Source organism: Marivita sp. (genome assembly GCF_051859345.1).
Classification (GTDB): Bacteria; Pseudomonadota; Alphaproteobacteria; order Rhodobacterales; family Rhodobacteraceae; genus Marivita.
Genome location: NZ_JBHYFV010000020.1, coordinates 21835 through 39953 on the forward strand (window position 1 = coordinate 21835; position 18119 = coordinate 39953).

At 60.8% G+C, this 18119-nt stretch carries 15 protein-coding genes; 8 read left to right on the forward strand and 7 right to left on the reverse strand.

The features are described 5' to 3' along the window. The first annotated feature begins 247 nt into the window (after positions 1-247). Positions 248-1165: a hypothetical protein gene (locus ACTIEN_RS13480; protein ID WP_439523668.1), complete on the forward strand. Its 918-nt coding sequence runs from the start codon at positions 248-250 to the stop codon at positions 1163-1165. A 13-nt stretch (positions 1166-1178) separates the two neighbouring features. On the opposite strand, the gene mfd is transcribed toward ACTIEN_RS13480, so the two are convergent. Both mfd and ACTIEN_RS13490 read right to left on the reverse strand, forming a co-directional pair. Then, on the reverse strand, positions 1179-4667 hold the full coding sequence (mfd, locus tag ACTIEN_RS13485; protein WP_439523669.1) for a transcription-repair coupling factor: 3489 nt from the start codon (positions 4665-4667) through the stop codon (positions 1179-1181). Between the two features lie 33 nt (positions 4668-4700). After that, positions 4701-5228, reverse strand: coding sequence for a component of SufBCD complex (locus ACTIEN_RS13490; protein WP_439523670.1), 528 nt, complete (start codon positions 5226-5228; stop codon positions 4701-4703). Positions 5229-5402: 174 nt separating this feature from the next. Between ACTIEN_RS13490 and thpD the strand changes: the two genes are divergently transcribed. The 3 genes from thpD to ACTIEN_RS13505 all read left to right on the forward strand — a co-directional run bounded on the left by thpD (position 5403) and on the right by ACTIEN_RS13505 (position 8117). Next, complete coding sequence (gene thpD / locus ACTIEN_RS13495; RefSeq protein WP_439523671.1) at positions 5403-6344, forward strand: ectoine hydroxylase; 942 nt, start codon at positions 5403-5405, stop codon at positions 6342-6344. Between the two features lie 94 nt (positions 6345-6438). Next, positions 6439-7440 carry a porphobilinogen synthase gene (hemB, locus tag ACTIEN_RS13500; protein WP_439523672.1) on the forward strand — a complete coding sequence of 334 codons (1002 nt, stop codon included), beginning with the start codon at positions 6439-6441 and terminating at the stop codon, positions 7438-7440. Between the two features lie 119 nt (positions 7441-7559). Further along, on the forward strand, positions 7560-8117 hold the full coding sequence (locus ACTIEN_RS13505; RefSeq protein ID WP_439523673.1) for a YSC84-related protein: 558 nt from the start codon (positions 7560-7562) through the stop codon (positions 8115-8117). 158 nt (positions 8118-8275) lie between these two features. Here ACTIEN_RS13505 and ACTIEN_RS13510 read toward each other — a convergent pair whose 3' ends face one another. Next, positions 8276-8899, reverse strand: coding sequence for a thiamine phosphate synthase (locus tag ACTIEN_RS13510; RefSeq protein WP_439523674.1), 624 nt, complete (start codon positions 8897-8899; stop codon positions 8276-8278). A gap of 133 nt (positions 8900-9032) precedes the next feature. Between ACTIEN_RS13510 and ACTIEN_RS13515 the strand changes: the two genes are divergently transcribed. The 3 genes from ACTIEN_RS13515 to ACTIEN_RS13525 all read left to right on the forward strand — a co-directional run bounded on the left by ACTIEN_RS13515 (position 9033) and on the right by ACTIEN_RS13525 (position 12457). After that, a complete protein-coding gene (locus ACTIEN_RS13515) occupies positions 9033-9776 on the forward strand; it encodes an RNA methyltransferase (protein ID WP_439523675.1) in 744 nt (247 codons plus the stop codon). A gap of 63 nt (positions 9777-9839) precedes the next feature. Beyond that, entirely contained in the window at positions 9840-10988 is a 1149-nt protein-coding gene (gene ctaA, locus ACTIEN_RS13520) for a heme A synthase (RefSeq protein ID WP_439523676.1), read from the forward strand. Next, positions 10985-12457 (forward strand): carboxypeptidase M32, encoded by a 1473-nt coding sequence (locus tag ACTIEN_RS13525; protein ID WP_439523677.1) that lies wholly within the window; start codon positions 10985-10987, stop codon positions 12455-12457. The genes ctaA and ACTIEN_RS13525 overlap by 4 nt, the downstream gene beginning before the upstream one ends. A gap of 35 nt (positions 12458-12492) precedes the next feature. On the opposite strand, the gene ACTIEN_RS13530 is transcribed toward ACTIEN_RS13525, so the two are convergent. Continuing rightward, positions 12493-12765, reverse strand: a complete 273-nt coding sequence (locus tag ACTIEN_RS13530) for an usg protein (protein ID WP_439523678.1) — start codon at positions 12763-12765, stop codon at positions 12493-12495. A gap of 204 nt (positions 12766-12969) precedes the next feature. Here ACTIEN_RS13530 and gyrA point away from each other — a divergent pair, with 204 nt between their 5' ends. Further along, positions 12970-15702 carry a DNA gyrase subunit A gene (gene gyrA / locus ACTIEN_RS13535; protein ID WP_439523679.1) on the forward strand — a complete coding sequence of 911 codons (2733 nt, stop codon included), beginning with the start codon at positions 12970-12972 and terminating at the stop codon, positions 15700-15702. 509 nt (positions 15703-16211) lie between these two features. Here the strand turns inward: gyrA and ACTIEN_RS13540 are convergent. The 3 genes from ACTIEN_RS13540 to ACTIEN_RS13550 all read right to left on the reverse strand — a co-directional run bounded on the left by ACTIEN_RS13540 (position 16212) and on the right by ACTIEN_RS13550 (position 18116). Beyond that, entirely contained in the window at positions 16212-17039 is an 828-nt protein-coding gene (locus tag ACTIEN_RS13540) for a lysophospholipid acyltransferase family protein (protein WP_439523680.1), read from the reverse strand. Beyond that, positions 17036-17806, reverse strand: a complete 771-nt coding sequence (locus ACTIEN_RS13545; protein ID WP_439523681.1) for a GNAT family N-acetyltransferase — start codon at positions 17804-17806, stop codon at positions 17036-17038. Before ACTIEN_RS13545 ends, ACTIEN_RS13540 begins: the two co-directional genes overlap by 4 nt. A gap of 127 nt (positions 17807-17933) precedes the next feature. After that, a complete protein-coding gene (locus ACTIEN_RS13550) occupies positions 17934-18116 on the reverse strand; it encodes a DUF3553 domain-containing protein (RefSeq protein WP_439523682.1) in 183 nt (60 codons plus the stop codon). Between the last annotated feature and the right edge of the window lie 3 nt (positions 18117-18119).

Genomic DNA, 18119 nt, shown 5'->3' on the forward strand with positions numbered 1-18119 from the left:
CACCGTCCGAGACCTCAAGGCACATGTGTTGAATGATTGGCTAACGGAAAAGACCTTTTGTCCATCAAACATGATGGATCGGTCATGCAAAGACTTGCGCCCCGCCGAGGTGTCATGTTCTCGGTCCCCGCAGACAGGGTTTGGCACGGCGCTTCTTTTCTGCAAAACTCGGTCACATTGTATCTTGTCGATTATCGGCGGTGCCTGCCGTCGACAAAGTTGTTGGTCTCCTGAAAGGCCGGTGCGCATGCCCATACCTGTTTTTGCAAAACCCCGTCACGGTCCTCCTGCGACCTGCGCCTTTTGTCGGCGCGTCCTGCAAGACACCGATGACGCAGAGGCCGAAATCTGCGGACGGCCCGAATGCCAGACACGCAAACGTGTCCACGAATCCACGGCATTGGCGCGTGAAAACACCAGGATCTACGCGCTTTGGCTCAAGCGCACCAAACGCCGGACGCGGGGGGTGATCAAAAAGGCTGCCGCTGACATCGGTCAACCGGATTTGCGGAACATCGCCTATGGTCTGGCCCCTCATATCGATATGCCGATGGAGGCACTGCCACCGGACCGCCGCGCCGCCTTTGAAGCCCATCTGCGCAGTGTCATCGCCGAGAGCTTCGACACATCTCCCGAGCCACCGGCCCCTCCGGATGCGGACCCCGACTACACGCACCGCCGCGCGGAAGAGGTGCCGGACCCGTTTGTCATCAATGCCAGCTGCATCGCCTGTCAGGGGAGCTGTTGCATGCAGGGCGGCGGCAGCCATGCCTTCCTGACGAAAGAAACCATTGCCTACACCAGGTGGCGCCGTCCGGATCTGTCGCAGGACGAGATCTTTCAGACCTATCTTTCCTATTTCCCCAAAAGATCCACCCTGGGCAGCTGTGTCTATCACGGCGAACAGGGCTGTACGCTCGAGCGGCAGCTGAGAGCGAATATCTGCAACAGCTTCCAGTGTTCGTTCCGCCGTTCCCTGATGGCGGAACATGCCCGAAAACCGCAGAACGGCGCGGTTGTGGCCGGGATTTCGCGCGACCATACCGATGACCCCTCGGCGGGGGCACCCTATCTGCGGGTTGTGTCGGTGTCGGCCAACAACGAGGTCCGGGTTCATACCGAACTGAGCTTGCCGCAGCTGCGCAAGGATCGCGAGACGCCATAGACGGAGGTCGGGGTCAGGCTTTCGCGGTCTGCGCCTCTTTGACCTTCTTCGCCAGATCCTGCGCAATCGAGAACGCACCCTTGATCTTGTCGCTGTCCTTGGCCCAGTCGCGGCGGACGACGATCTTGTTGTCCTTGACCTTGGCCAGCCCACGTTGGTCATGGATGAACGCGACAAGCCCCTCTGGAGACGCGAACTTGTCCTTGTGGAACTGGATCGTCGCGCCCTTGGGCCCGCCGTCAAGCTTGGCAATCCCGGCGCGTTTGCACATCGCCTTGATCCGCACCACCAGCATGAGCGTGTTCACCTCGCGCGGGAGTTTGCCGAAGCGGTCGATCAGCTCGGCGGCAAAGCCCTCCAGCTCTACCTTGGTCGACAGCGACGACAGGCGACGATACAGGCCAAGGCGCACGTCGAGATCCGGCACATAGGCTTCGGGGATCAGCACCGGCACGCCGAGGTTGATCTGTGGTGCCCATTGATCATCCGCCTCTGACAACCCTTCCATCTCGCCGGACTTGATCTTGGCAATCGCCTCTTCCAGCATGGATTGGTACAACTCGTACCCCACATCGCGCATCTGGCCGGATTGTTCTTCCCCCAAGAGGTTGCCCGCACCGCGAATATCAAGGTCCTGGCTGGCCAGCGTGAAGCCTGCCCCCAGCGTGTCGAGGCTGCCCAGAACGCGCAGGCGCTTCTCGGCGGCAGTGGTCAGCTTGGCACGCGGTTTCGTCGTCAGATAGGCATAGGCGCGGGTTTTCGAGCGCCCCACCCGGCCGCGGATCTGGTAGAGCTGGCTGAGGCCGAACATGTCCGCACGATGAATGATCATGGTGTTGGCTGTCGGGATATCCAGACCGGATTCGACAATTGTGGTCGCCAGCAGCACATCGTATTTGCCATCGTAAAACGCGTTCATCCGCGTATCCAGTTCGCCCGCCGCCATCTGGCCATGGGCGATGACATAAGACACCTCGGGCACCTGGTCGCGCAGGAAATCCTCGATTTCGGGCAGGTCGCTGATGCGGGGCACCACGAAGAAGCTTTGACCCCCGCGATAATGTTCCCGCAGCAGCGCCTCGCGGATGGTGACCGTGTCGAATTCGCTGACATAGGTCCGGATCGCCAGACGGTCCACCGGTGGCGTGCCGATGATGCTCAGATCACGCACACCTGACAGCGACAATTGCAGCGTGCGTGGGATCGGCGTGGCGGTCAGCGTCAGCACATGGATGTCCGTGCGCAACTGCTTGAGTCGCTCCTTGTGGCTCACCCCAAAATGTTGTTCCTCGTCGATGATCAGCAGGCCGAGGTTCTGGAACCGGACGCCTTTGGCCAGCAGCGCGTGTGTGCCGACCACGATATCCACCGTGCCGCGCGCCATACCGTCCTTGGTGGCTTGTGCATCCTTGGTGGAAACAAACCGCGACAAGGGTCTGACTTCCAAAGGAAATCCGCGAAACCGTTCAGCAAAACTCTTGTAGTGCTGACGCGCCAGAAGCGTGGTCGGCGCGATCACCGCGACCTGCACACCGGACATGGCGGCGACAAAGGCCGCGCGCATCGCAACCTCGGTCTTGCCGAAGCCCACATCGCCACAGATCAACCGGTCCATCGGTTGGCCGGAATGCATGTCTGCCATCACGTCTTCGATTGCGCGCAGCTGATCGTCGGTTTCCTGATACGGGAACCGGGCCGAAAACGAATCCCACGCGCCCGGTGGCGGGTCCATGATCGGGGCCTTGCGCAAGGCACGTTCGGCCGCCACGCGGATGAGCTTGTCCGCCATTTCGCGGATACGCTCCTTGAGCTTGGCTTTCTTGGCCTGCCACGCGCCACCCCCCAGCTTGTCGAGCAAGCCTTCGTCATGGCCATAACGCGACAAAAGCTCGATATTCTCGACCGGAAGGTAAAGCCTTGACCGTTCGGCGTATTCCAGCAGCAGGCATTCATGCGCAGCACCCGCCGCAGTGATCACCTCCATGCCCAGATAGCGTCCGATGCCGTGATCCACATGGACCACCAGATCGCCAGGAGACAGGGATTGCGTCTCGGTCAGGAAATTCTCGGCCTTGCGCCGTTTCTTCGGGGACCGGATCAGACGGTCGCCAAGAACGTCCTGTTCAGAAATGACCGTGATCCGCGCGTCTTTGCCAACAACGCCCCAAGGCGCCTCGAACCCATGTTCCAGCGGCCAAACCGTCAGGTGAAGCCCGCGTTTGCCAACCCGCGTCGCGTTGTTGACCGGGATTGCCTCGGCCAGCCCTTCGTCTTCGATCAATCCGGTCAGCCGTTCGCGCGCCCCTTCCGAATAAGACGCGATCAGGACCGGACCATCCATCATCTTCTTGCGCACATGATCGACTAACGCGCTGAAAAGGCTTATATTTTCCTGTTGTCTCTCAGGTGAAAAATTGCGCCCGATGCGCCCACCTGCATCCACCACACCGGGGCCAGAGGCCTGCGGCAGCGGATGAAACTGCACCACACGCCGGTCGCCAAGGGCTTTGATCCAGGCCGCATCGTCCAGATAAAGCTGATCTGGCGGCACCGGTTTATACACCGTGTCCATGCGCGATTTCTGCGACAGGGCCACCTTGCGGGTCTCGTATTGATCCACGATCCCGTCCCAGCGCGACAGCCGCGCGGCGGTGATCTGATCGTCCTGCGTGATCGGAACTCCGGGTAGGTAGTCAAACAGGGTCTCGAGCCGTTCGTGAAAGAACGGAAGCCAATGTTCCATCCCCTGCTGCTTGCGCCCTGCGCTGACGGCTTCGTAAAGCGGATCGTCGCTGCCTGCCGCGCCGAATTCGATCCGGTAATTCTGCCGGAACCGGGTGATCGCGGCCTCATCGAGGATGACCTCGGAGACCGGTGCCAGTTCCACCACGTCAAGTTTCTCGGTGGTCCGCTGGGTCGCCGCGTCAAACCGGCGCGCACCGTCCAGCACGTCTCCAAACAGGTCCAGACGCACCGGCCCGCCTTCACCCGGAGGAAAGATGTCGATGATGCCACCGCGGATCGCATAGTCGCCGGGTTCCAGAACCGTCGGGGCCTGGCTGAAGCCCATGCGCACAAGGAAATTGCGCAGCGCCTGTTCGTCCACACGGTTGCCGACCCGCGCGGTAAATGCCGCCTCGCGCAGCACGTCGCGGGCCGGCACACGTTGCGTGGCCGCGCTCATCGTGGTGAGCAGAACATAGCGCGAGGGCATCGCATGGGTCAGCGCCGCCAATGTCGCCATCCGCGCCGCCGAAATGTCTGGGTTGGGGGACACCCGGTCAAACGGCAGACAATCCCATCCGGGAAACAGGAACACCGGCATCTCCGGCGCGAAAATGCGCAGCGAATCGCGCATTTGTGCAAGGCGACGATCATCGCGTGCGATATGGCACACGGCCCCGCCGGACTTTTCCGCCTCGGCAAGAACCAGACGCGCGTCGAATCCTTCGGGCGCACCGCCCATGGTGACATGCTGTGGAGAGTTCTGGGATGTGTTCATAGCGCGGTCATTTGGCCCGCGCACCTTCTGGCGTCAACCGCCAAGGACACCGATGCTGAGGTTTACATACATCCCCCACATCGCCGTGATGAAAATCGACACCATGCCGATGGCCTGCACCATCAGGCGGTGCCGACCCAATCGTCGATAGACCGCGTCAAGATCATGGTCCTTTTCGTGCAGGGCACGCGCCGTGCGGACACTCATCAGACTGATGATCGACATGGGAAAGGCGAGCAGAAACAACGCCTGCGCGATCTCGATATCATAGACCCAGCCCAGAACCGCAAACCCCGTGAGGAAAAAGGCCCCGGCCGCAATGATCCAAAGCCCGGCCTCTTCGGCGATAAACAGCAGACGGCTGGTGTTGATCCGCAACAGATCCGTCAGGTCGTCCGCCGCCTTGCCGCCTTTGCGCCGTGCGCGCGCCACCATGTCAGAGGGCACACCCAGCACCCAATGGCTGGCCGATGACCACGCCACAGCCAGTACGATCCAGAACCACAGATTGGAAAAGGACCGCATATCAATCAGTTCAAAGACAGTGCTGTACCAGTCCAAGCTGTCGTCCCCGTTCGCCTTCGAATCCTCTCTAGCTTGACATCGGGCGTTTGCCCAGAGGTAGGGGCCGCCATAGGCGTTCACGCCGTCGTCGCATTCGTTTTGGAACTTCGGCGGCCGTCGCACATTCTTCTGACACATATCTTTTCGAGCATGCAAAAAAAGGAGCGAACAATGCCACTCGAATACACCAACGCGGAAAGCGACGTCAAATCAGACGCTTACCCCACACGTCAACCCGACCGAGAGACATGGCGTGAACGCACCGACCCGGTCTTGTGGCAAAGCTGGACCGAGCAGGCTCCGATCACGCCAGCTCAGGCTGAAACCTTTGATCGGGACGGATTCCTTGTGGTGCAGGACATGTTCTCGCAAGACGAAATTTCCGCTCTCGTCGATCAGGCTGCGACGCTGCGCCGCGATCTGGCCGGCAGCGACGCGTCCGAGGTGGTGACTGAACCCGGATCGGACGCGGTGCGCACGGTCTTCAACTTGGAGACCCACCATGCGCTGATGGACCACCTGTCGCGCGACACGCGGCTGGCCGGGATCGCCCGCTTTCTGCTGGGTGACGAGGTCTATGTCCATCAGAGCCGACTGAATTACAAACCGGGCTTCACCGGCAAGGAGTTCTACTGGCATTCCGATTTCGAGACCTGGCATGCCGAGGACGGGATGCCCCGGATGCGGGCCGTGTCGGCGTCGCTTCTGCTCACCGACAACCGTGCCCATAATGGCGCGTTGATGCTGATGCCCGGCTCGCACAAGACCTTCGTGTCCTGCCAGGGCGAGACGCCGGATGCCAACCACAAAAACTCTCTCAAACGGCAAGAGGCCGGCACCCCGTCGCAGGAAACGCTTCGCGACATGGCGAAGATGTATGGCATCACCGATGCCGAAGGCCCGGCGGGCACGCTGGTCCTGTTCGATTGCAACACGATCCACGGATCGAACGGCAATATCACGCCGGACCCGCGGTCGAACGCGTTCTTCGTCTACAACGCCGTGTCGAACGCGCTTGTGGATCCCTTCGCGGGGCAGAAACCGCGGCCCGATTACCTTGGACATCGCGGCACACCAACACCGCTCCAGCTGCGCAGCGGCGCGCTGGTCTGAGGCCGATCAACACCACCGCGCGCAGGCTCCGGGTCTGGACATGCGCGCGGCGGGAGTGCATCCCTTTCTGGTTGAGATCAGACAGGTATCACCGATGCACCCAATCACTCCCCCCTTCCCCGCCACACGCCTGCGCCGGTTGCGCCGCAGCGAAGGTCTGCGCGCCATGGTGCGTGAAAACACGCTGACACCGGATGACTTCATCTGGCCGGTCTTTGTGCGCAACGGTGACGGGATCGAAGAACCGGTGGCGTCTATGCCGGGGGTTGTGCGCCGCTCGGTCGACAAGGTGGTTGCAGCGGCACGCGAGGCGCATGCGCTTGGCATCCCGGCGATCTGCCTGTTTCCCTATACCAACCCCGCGCTCAAGACCGAGGATTGCGCCGAGGCATGGAGCCCCGAGAACCTGTCCAACCGTGCCACACGCGCGATCAAGGACGCGGTGCCTGATATCATGGTGATGACGGATGTGGCCCTGGATCCGTACAATATCACCGGCCATGACGGCTACATGGACGAGGACGGCTATATCGTGAACGATCGCACCGTCGAGGCGCTGGTCAGGCAGACCCTGTCGCAGGCGCGCGCCGGGTCCGACATCATCGGCCCGTCCGACATGATGGACAGCCGCATCGCCGCGATGCGCGGGGCCTTGGAGGGCGAAGGCTTCTCGAATGTCGCCATCCTCAGCTACGCGGCCAAATACGCCAGTGCCTTTTATGGCCCGTTCCGCGATGCGGTGGGCGCGTCCGGCGCCTTCAAGGGTGACAAGAAGGGCTACCAGATGGACCCCGGCAATTCCGACGAGGCGATGCGTCTGGTGGCGCGCGATCTGTCCGAAGGTGCCGACATGGTGATGATCAAACCCGGCATGCCCTATCTCGATATCTGCCGCCGCACCAAGGACATGTTCGGCGTGCCGACCTTTGCCTACCAGGTGTCGGGCGAATACGCGATGCTTGCGGGGGCAGCCGAGCGCGGCTGGCTGGATCACGACCGGGTGATGCTGGAAAGCCTGATGGCATTCAAACGCGCCGGCTGTGACGGAGTTCTGACCTATTTTGCACCGGCGGCGGCCCGGTTGCTCAACGGGTAGCGGTGCGTCGCTTATCGTGATCCATCCTTAGTGACAGAGCGCGTGTCTGCCGCTATACTCGCCCACAATCGGCGGCACAGCCGGATTTCAGAGGCATCGGCAAAGAAAGAGCAGAGACAATGACATCCCTGACACGACGCGAACTGGCCTTGGGCCTTGGCGGCACATTCCTATTGGGTGCCTGTAACAACGCGGTCGGCGGCAATGGCGGCGCGCGGATCGACGCGCGGGTCGATGCGACGCTGGCCGAAATGTACCGCCGCTTTCCGGGCACGCAGAACCTTGCGGCCAATGCCAACGGATTGCTGGTCATGCCATTGGTGACCGAGGCGGGCCTTGGCATTGGCGGTGCATTCGGACGGGGGGCGCTGCGGGTTGGCGGCGTGACGGTCGATTTCTACTCCACCACCAAGGCCAGCGCGGGGTTGCAGATCGGTGCGCAGCAATATGCGCATGTGCTGTTCTTCATGACCGAAGACGCGCTGATGAATTTCCGCCGCTCGCCCGGTTGGGCTGCTGGTGCCAACATCGAATATGCCATCCCCGAAGGCGGCGAGACCATCGCGGCCGAGACCACAACCTCGCTGGCCCCTGTCATCGCGGTGATCTTTGGTCAGGCCGGATTGCGGATCGGCGCTACACTGGAAGGTGTGAAATACACGCGGATCATTCCCTGATGTAATGCTTGGGGGCTCTGCCCCCAAACCCCCGAGGTATTTTCAGCCCAAAGAAGCGGGCCGTTTGCGGCTTGGCGACAGCCGGTTTCTTTGGGCAGGAAATACCTTCGGGGGTGAGGCGCGCATGCGCCGAGGGGGCAGACAGCCCCCTTGCCCGATCAGCCAGCCATCGCTGTCTTCAGGTTGTTCAGCGCCCCCACCGGATCATCCGTTCGCCAGATTTCTTCGCCAATACCGAAGAAATCCGTCATCGGCGCGAGGCTGCGCACGATGTCGGTATCAAGACCCCCTTCGGCGACCACGGGGATCTCGATCATTTCGGACCACCACTCGAACAGTTCTGCCTCGGCGCGGGAACCGTCGCCCAGGGTGGTTGTCCCCACCGGGCCAAAGCTGACGTAATCCGCGCCCGCCTCGCCCGCGCTCATGCCATCATGGCGCAGCTGGCCGCAGAACGCGCCGACGATGGCATCTGCGCCCAGTTCCTTGCGCGCCATGCGCACCGATCGCGCGCCGTCCGTCAGGTGGACGCCGTCAAGGCCAAGGCGCTGGGCCAGGACCACATGGGTGTCGATCACCAGCGCCACGTCGAACCGGTGCGCCACCTCGCGCACGGCATCAGCGGCGCGCAGGATCAGATCTTCGTCGCGGGTGGCCAGCGACAGGCGGATGCAGGCGATTTCGGCGGCATCCAGAACGCGCGCCAGATCAGAGGGAAAATGGCTGAGTTCGATCTCGGGTGGTGTGATCAGGTAAATCTGTGGCTGCTCGGTATCGGACATCTGCGGCCCCTTCCTCGTTGGTCGTGACCCTATACCGTGATTTCATACTTCGCGCCAAGGGGTTGCACGGGTTGCCCTTTTGACAGGGGCGCAATAGTCAGGCGCGACCCCTTGGATCAGTGAGGTTTCTGCCATGCCAAGCGACACACCGCAGCCCCTCTTTGTGCTGGTGCGCCCCCAGATGGGCGAAAACATCGGTGCCGCGGCGCGGGCGATGCTGAATTTCGGGCTTGAGCGGATGTGTCTTGTGGCCCCGCGGGATGGCTGGCCGAATCCGAAAGCGGTGGCGATGGCGTCCGGCGCGGGGCGGTTGTTGGATGACGCGCTTCTGGCCGAGCGCACGGTCGATGCGGTGGCCGAGTGTTCCTATGTATTCGCCACGACCGCCCGGCAGCGCGACATGACCAAGCCGGTGATGACGCCGGAACGGGCGATGAACGTGGCGCGCGAGAAGATCGCGGCGGGCGAGAAGGTGGCCGTTCTGTTCGGGCCAGAGCGCGCCGGGCTGGAGAACGAGGACATCGCACTTGCGAATGCGATCATCTCGGTGCCGGTCAATCCGGAGTTCGCCTCGCTGAACCTTGCGCAATGCGTATTGCTGACCGGGTATGAGTGGCGCCGGCAGTCGGTCGAGAGCCTGCCCGAGGCAACCGAGATGGCAGGTACTGACTGGGCCACGGCGATCGAGATGGACAAGTTGGCCGGGCATTACCAGGACACGCTGGATGAGGCGGGATTTTTCTTTCCCGATACCAAGGCGGACAGCATGAAGCTGAACCTGCGGAACATGTGGTCCCGCATGCCCCTCACGCGCGCTGATGTGCAGATGCTGCATGGCATACTGCGGCAAATGGTGCGCTGGAGGACCAGGGGCTGAGCCCGCGCCTTGAAGCGGCCCTGCCCCAAGCCTAGTGTTTCGGCCAACAAGGAGATCCCGTGAATGAGCCCCAAACGCAGCATCTTTGAAGAGGTCGGTGCAGAGGCACCGCGCACAGACACACCCAAGGGAGGCATGATCGACGCGGGCAGGCGCGGGGCGCGGGGGGCGATCCGCATCTGGCTGATGATCCTGTTCGGGCTGGTCATGGTGATGATCGCCGTCGGTGGGTTGACCCGGCTGACCGACAGCGGCTTGTCGATCACCGAATGGCGGCCTCTGAGCGGGGCATTGCCGCCGATGACGGTCGAAGACTGGCAGCGCGAGTTTGATCTTTATCGCGCAATTCCCGAGTATCAATTGCAGAACAAGGGCATGAGTCTTGCGGAGTTCCAGTTCATCTATTGGTGGGAATGGGGTCATCGCCAACTTGGCCGGGTGATCGGGCTGATCTGGGCGCTGGGCTTTTTCGGCTTCCTGCTGGCGCGCAAGATCCCGACGGGTTGGACGGGTCGGCTGATCTTTATCGGTGTGCTGGGAGGGATTCAGGGCGCGATTGGCTGGTGGATGGTGTCCTCTGGCCTGAGCGGGACGATGCTGGATGTGGCCTCCTATCGTCTGGCGACGCATCTGGGACTGGCCTTTGTCATTCTTGGCTTCATCGCGTGGTACACGTTTGAACTGGGCCGCGAAGACCGCGACCTGATGCAGGCGCGGCGGTCGCGTGAGGGCAAGCTTTATGGTCTTGGCACGGGGCTTTTACACTTCTCGTTCCTGCAAATCCTCCTAGGTGCCTTGGTGGCCGGGATCGACGCCGGGCGGACCTACAATGACTGGCCGCTGATGGCCGGGGCCTTCCTGCCGCCCTACCCGTTCGAGTTGGAGCCGATGTGGCGCAACTTCTTTGAAAACGCCGGTCTTGTGCAGTTCATGCACCGCATCGCGGGGTATCTGCTGCTGGTTTTCGGCATCGTCGTCTGGCTGCGGGCGCGCAAATCGCCGAATGTCGACACGCGGTTCCGGTTCAACGCGGTCTTCGCGATGCTCTGGGTGCAGATGGCGCTGGGCATCGTGACGGTGCTTTACATGGCGCCATGGCAGATCGCGATTGCGCATCAGGTGGGGGCTGTGATCCTGTGGGTGCTGATCCTGCGGGCCCGGTTCGGCGCGCAATATCCGGTGCAACAATCCATCCGAGGAGCAAAAGCATGAGCACGGCTTATGACGCATTGATGGCGTTCACACGCGAAACCGAGGCGCTGGGCCAGATCGCCGGACGTCTGGCATGGGATCAGGAAACCACCATGCCACGGGGCGCTTCGGCGCAACGGGGTGAAGAGATGGGGGCAATTGAATCCGTGTTGCATGCCCGTCGCATGGACCCGCGTGTGGGTGAGTGGCTGGAGGCGGCGACGCCGACGGACGACGAGGCCACCGCCAACCTGCGTCATATCCGGCGGAGTTTCGAGCGGGCCTCGAAGGTGCCCGCCGATCTTGCGGCGGAACTGGCGCGCACGACGTCTGTGGCGCAGGGCATCTGGGCAGAGGCGCGGGCAAAAGACGATTTCGCCGCCTTTGCGCCAACACTGGAGCGGGTGCTGGATCTACGCCGACAGGAAGGTGAGGCGCTGGCCGATGGGGGGGATCCCTATGACGCGTTGCTTCTGGACTATGAGCCGGGGGCAACGGCGGCCGAGTTGGACGCGATGTTCGGCGCGTTGCGGCCGCGGCTGGTTGCACTGCGGGACACCGTGCTGGGCGCACCTGCGCCTGCTGCATTGACCGGTACGTTTGACGAAAGCGCGCAGATGAGGTTGTCGCGCCAGATCGCCAAGGTGTTCGGTTATGACATGAGCCGGGGGCGCGTCGACAAGGCGGTACATCCGTTCAGTTCGGGGTCAGGAAATGATGTGCGGATCACCACGCGGACCAATCCGGCCGATCCGTTCAACTGCATCTATTCGACGATTCACGAGGTTGGTCACGCCGGTTATGAACAGAATATCGATCAGGCCTATCTGCTGACTCCGTTGGGGCGTGGCGTTTCGATGGGGGTGCATGAAAGCCAGTCGCGCATCTACGAGAACCAGATGGGGCGCTCGCGCGCCTTTACCGGCTGGCTGCATGGACAGATGGTCGAGGCGTTCGGCGATTTCGGAATCAATGACCCCGACGCGTTCTTTGCCACGGTGAATCGCGTGCATCGCGGCTTTATCCGCACGGAATCCGACGAGGTGCAGTATAATCTGCATGTGCTGCTGCGCTTCGATCTGGAACGGCAGATGATCGCCGGATCGCTGGACGTGGTGGACCTTGAAGAGGCCTGGAACACGCGGTTCGAGGCGGATTTCGGCTATGCCGTGGACAGACCGTCAAACGGCGTGTTGCAGGACGTGCACTGGTCGGTGGGTCTGTTTGGCTATTTCGCCACCTATTCGCTGGGCAATGTCTATGCGGGCTGCCTGAACGAAGCGCTGCGCAAGGCAGTGCCGGATATGGATGCCCAATTGGCGGCTGGGGACACTTCGGCGGCGACAGGGTGGCTGCGGGACAATCTGCAACGGCATGGCGGGCTGTATGAGCCGCGCGAGGTGATCGAGCGGGCCTGCGGGTTTGCACCGAATGAAGCGCCGCTGTTGGCCTATCTCGAGGCGAAGTTCGGCGCGATCTACGGCGTGTGACGGGAAAGCCCGTTGAAACGGGCTCTCCCTCGGTTTCAATGGAGCGTGAATTCCCCCACCACCTGTTGCCATTCACCGGACGACAGCATCTTGCGGTGGGTATACTGCACCGAATGCAGCGGGCCGTCGATGCTGTCCTGCCAGAACTCGATGAACTCGAACAATTTGGGGTGATCCGGGGCAAGATCGTACTCCTGCCAGACAAACGTGTTCAGGACATGCCTGTAATCGGGCATCCTGTAATACAGTTGCGCGGTGGTCAGGCCATAGCCCCGCAGCATCAACTCGGTTTCACTCATGTCAGTCATGCAAACCTCATTCTTTTTTTCTTGTAAGGGCGAGTTTGCCATGGATTCGTTGCTTTTCAATGAAAACAATATGTTAGCCAGCACATGATCCGAGTGCCAATGTTGTTCTGCCACTAATTTGGTCTAGTGGATTGCAGCCTACATCCTGTCTCTGATATACAGACAGATAACAAAATATAGAAAAACAGATAGCAGGCTATCCTCGTGAGCGACACGCCAGAAACACCTGATAACACAGAAGATATGCCGCCGGAGCGCCCCAAGTATTCGGGACCGCAGGTGTCGATCACGGACGAGATGAAAACGTCCTACCTCGACTACGCGATGAGCGTGATTGTGAGCCGGGCGATTCCCGATCTGCGCGACGGATTGAAACCGGTGCATCGGCGCATCCTTTACGCGATGCACGAATCCAACAACGGGCATGACAAACCCTACCGCAAATCGGCGCGTCCCGTGGGCGACGTGATGGGGAAATACCACCCGCACGGCGATGGCGCGATCTATGATGCACTGGTGCGGATGGCGCAGGATTTCTCGATGTCGCTGCCGCTTCTGGACGGTCAGGGCAATTTCGGGTCGATGGACGGCGATAACGCGGCGGCCATGCGGTATACCGAAGTGCGGATGGACAAGCCGGCCGCCTTTCTGCTGGCGGATATCGACAAGGAAACCGTTGATTTCCAAGACAATTACGACGGCAAGGACCGCGAACCCTCGGTCCTGCCAGCGCGCTTTCCCAACATGCTGGTCAACGGCGCGGGCGGTATTGCCGTGGGTATGGCGACCAACATCCCGCCGCACAATCTGGGCGAAGTGATCGACGCCACGCTGGCCCTGATCGACGAGCCGGATCTAAGTTCCGAGCAACTGATCGAGTATGTCCCCGGCCCCGATTTCCCGACTGGCGGCATCATGCTGGGCCGGTCCGGTGCCCGCAAAGCCTATCTCGAGGGGCGCGGGTCAGTGGTTGTCCGCTCCAAGACCCGGGTTGAGGAAATCCGCAAGGATCGCTGGGCCATCGTCATCGACGAAATCCCCTATCAGGTGAACAAGGCCACCATGATCGAACGGATCGCCGAAGCGGCCCGCGAAAAGCGGATCGAGGGCATCGCCCATGTGCAGGACGAATCCGATCGCAACGGCGTGCGGGTGGTGGTCGAGCTCAAGCGCGATGCAACCGCCGAGGTGGTGCTGAACCAACTGTTCCGGTTTACGCCGATGCAGACCTATTTCGGCTGCAACATGCTGGCGCTGAACGGCGGTCGGCCAGAGCAGTTGACCCTGCGCAGGTTCCTGACTTCGTTCATTGATTTTCGCGAAGATGTCGTCGCCCGGCGCACCGCGCACCTGCTGCGCAAGGCGCGCGAGCGGAGCCATGTTCTGTGTGGTCTGGCTGTTGCTGTCACCAATATCGACGAGATTGTCGCGACGATCCGGTCCTCTGCGGATGCGGCCGAGGCGCGCGAACGGTTGATGACGCGGCGTTGGCCTGCCGCCGAGATCCTGCCCTATATCGCGTTGATCGACGATCCGACCCATACCGCGAACGACGACGGAACGTATAACCTGTCCGAGATTCAGGCGCGGGCCATTCTGGAACTGCGGCTTCAGCGCCTGACCCAGATCGGGGTCAAGGAAGTTACCGACGAGTTGGAAGAACTGGCGGGCAAGATCCGGGAATACCTGGAAATCCTGGGCTCGCGTGACCGGATCATGGGCATCATTGCGGACGAACTGCGCGAGGTGAAAGATCTGTTCGCCGTGCCACGCCGCACCGAGATCGTAGACTGGTCGGGTGACATGGAGGACGAAGACCTCATCGAGCGCGAGGACATGGTCGTCACCGTCACCCAGTCCGGCTATATCAAGCGCACGCCCTTGGCCGATTTCCGCGCGCAAAAACGCGGTGGCAAGGGGCTGTCGGGCATGTCGACCAAGGATGATGACGTCGTCACCACCCTGTTCGTCGCCAATACCCATACGCAGCTTTTGTTCTTCACCACCGAAGGCATGGTCTACAAGCTCAAGACCTGGCGTTTGCCGCAGGGTGGGCGCACGGCCAAGGGCAAGGCCATCGTCAACATCCTGCCCATTCCGACGGGTGTGTCGATTGCGGCCATCATGCCGGTGGATCGGGACGAAAAGCATTGGGACGACCTTCAGATCGTCTTCGCGACCAGTGCCGGAGACGTCCGCCGCAACGCGCTGTCGGACTTCACCAACGTGATGCGCAACGGCAAGATCGCGATGGATCTGCCCGAGGGTGTGGAACTGGTCAATGCACGCATCGCCTCCGAGGATGACGATGTGATGCTGGTCACTGATTCCGGCCGGGCGATCCGCTTTCCGACCACGGCTGTGCGCGTGTTCAAGGGGCGGAAATCCACCGGGGTCCGGGGCATCAGGCTCAACAACGGGGATCGCGTCGTCAGCATGGCCGTGATCCGCCATTTCGAGGCCGATCCGGCAGAACGGGCAGCCTATCTCAAGATGCGCCGTGCTGTGGCCGGTCTGGCCGACGATGCCGAGATCGAGGATGACGAGGACGGGGCAGCGCCCGGTTCGATCACGCAGGAACGGTATGCCGAGATGTCGGCGGCGGAAAACCTGATCCTGACGATCACCGCCAAAGGCGCGGGCAAGCTGTCCTCCTCGCATGACTACCCGGTTCGGGGCCGTGGTGGTCAGGGGGTACAGGCCATCGACAAGTCATTGCGCGGTGGGGCCATCGTGGCGTCTTTCCCGGTCGAAATGGATGACCAGATCATGCTGGCGACCTCAAGAGGGCAATCCATTCGGGTGCCGGTTGAGGGGATTTCCTTCCGCTCGCGCAGCGCGGGGGGTGTGAAGGTGTTCAACACCGGCGCCGACGAGGTGGTGGTGTCCGTCGCCTGGATCGCGGATCAAGGGGATGAGGACGTTGCGGAAATCTGACCGATTTCCACTTGAGGTTTGGTCTGCAACCCTCTGACCTAATTGCATTACAAAACGGTGCGAGATTTTTCTCGCGCCGTTTTGCATTTGTGTTAAGCAACGCGACTATTTTCGCCGCCGAGGCAGTGTTCAAGAAATAACGCGTGGCGCACCCCCAGCTTTCACGCCGATTTCACGGGGAAAAGTGTCCCGAGGTCAGGTATTCCTTACCTGCGCTTACTTTGCGTCAGGTGTAGACAGATCAAGTTAGAATGGTTCGAAACGGCATGTTGATCCGACACAATATTTCCTTGGGGCGGATCACCCATCAAATTCATGTCGTGGGGAGTAACGAGTTTTAAATTGGACCTTTTCAAATTCCGCGTCTGTGGCGGCCCTCATCCACTGCTGACGCTCTATTTCAAACGTTTGGCCCGACTTCCCGCACAGGTGGGGGTCGGGTCTATTTTTCTGGCCCCGGCTTTCAGCCCAACCCGATCTGATTTGCAAAATACCATCCAGACAACAGCTTATTCAATCAGTCGGCTATGTGCAGACCGGACCTGTTCTTCGAGATAGCGCGCAAGCGATTTGCGATTGGGAAAATCGTCAACCCGAACCGGTGCGTGATAGACCAATTCAACCGTCCCCTGTTTTCGTTGGGCAAGCACCTTGAGCAGATGTTCACCAAAACCCATATCGCCCCACCAGCCATAAAATCGGGGATCGGTGCCGTCGGGGGGATGGTAGATCACCGTGACCGGCTGAATATGCATGTCATGCACAATCGCGTCTGAAAAGAAGGGGGCAAAAAGAGTCGGTTTGAACGGCAAGACCCGAAGCGAATCCGTGGATGTCCCTTCGGGAAAGAAGAGCAGGCGGTGGCCATGCGAAAGCCGTTCTTCGAAAACGAAAACCTGGTTTTTTACATCACGCGGATCGCGTTTGATGAACACCGTTCCCGTGGCGCGGGCAAGCCAGCCGATTCCGGGCCATGATGCGACTTCGGACTTGGATACAAAATAAACGTTCTTGCGCGCGTTGAGCGCAAAGATATCAAGCCATGAGCTGTGGTTTGCCACCACCGCCCCCGGCACCTTCAAGCGCGGCCCCCGGACCAGCAGTCCGAGCCCCATGATCACAAAGGTCGTGCGGCAGACCGCCTGCGTGATATAGGGGGTGACAGGCCGATCAACACCGAAGAGCGGTTTTTCAAAAAGCCGTGCAATGAGCAAAAGCGCCAATCCGCCAAACACCACAAGACCAAGCAATGCGCCACGCAGCACCACGCGACCCCATCCAAGAGCCGAGACGGGTTCAGGTGCAATCGGGTCGCCGTTGTTCCAGGTCGGGCTCATGACCCGCGCCGGGGCGCACGCCGAAGCGCAGCGGAATCAAGCTGTGATGTCTCAAGGATGAGACAGACATCTGTCGTATTGAAGGCATGATCGACAAAGACCCCCTGCCCGATTGTGCCCCCCAGTTTCAGATAGGCTTTGATCAGCGCAGGCGTGGCGCGCATGGCGGCTTTTTTGTCGATACGCTCGGGTGACAAGATCGGCTCGGACTGTGGCATCCGCGATGTGACGCGCAGCTTTGGCGGTGCCAGATAAGCAGTGTGCAGATGCGATATCGGCTGTCGCAGTTGGGTCAGATCGGTGCCGTGAAAGCTTGCTGTGCCGAACAGGATTTCGATGTCGCGGGCGGCGACGTAGTCGGCCAGACCCTGCCACAAGGCCATCATCCCCGCCCCGCCGCGATGATCGCGATGCAGGCAGGTCCGGCCCAGTTCCAGCAACGGGCGACCCGAGTGTTGGAGCAGCGACAGGTCAAATTCCGACGCGGAATAAAACCGCCCGGCACCGGCAGCATGATCCTGCGTCATCAGACGATAGACTCCGACAACGCCATCGGTGTCGGTTTCAGGATGCCGCGTATCGCGCAAAAGAAGGTGATCAGCGTGGGAATCAAAACAATCGGTCTCTAATCGGAGCGTATGGTCCACACCGGCGCCGCCGCCGCCCAATTCTGCAACGAACACGTCATAACGCAACCTTTGCGCCGCGCGGATATCGTCTTCCGACTGCGCCAGGGACACATGAAAAGAAGGTGCGTTCTGAAGCATGGGGACTGCCAATCTCTGTCGCAGCCACTGTAATGCGCGCCTTGGTGACGCGCAACGGCGTCGGGCTGATCGAAAAAACCGTTCTGCTCGGAGAAATTAAGGTTTTATCAACTCTTGGTTGCCATGTTTACTCATCGAAGACAGGAAGCAGTGTAATTCGGGATCCATCGATCACCACTTTGCCAACTTCGCGGAAATTCACGGTGATCCTGTCACCGATATTGGACTGGACCTGGCCGATGCCCCATTCCGGTTCTGCGGGATGGCGGACAAGGGAACCGGGTTCCAACAGGCCGTTGAGGTCAGACATAAT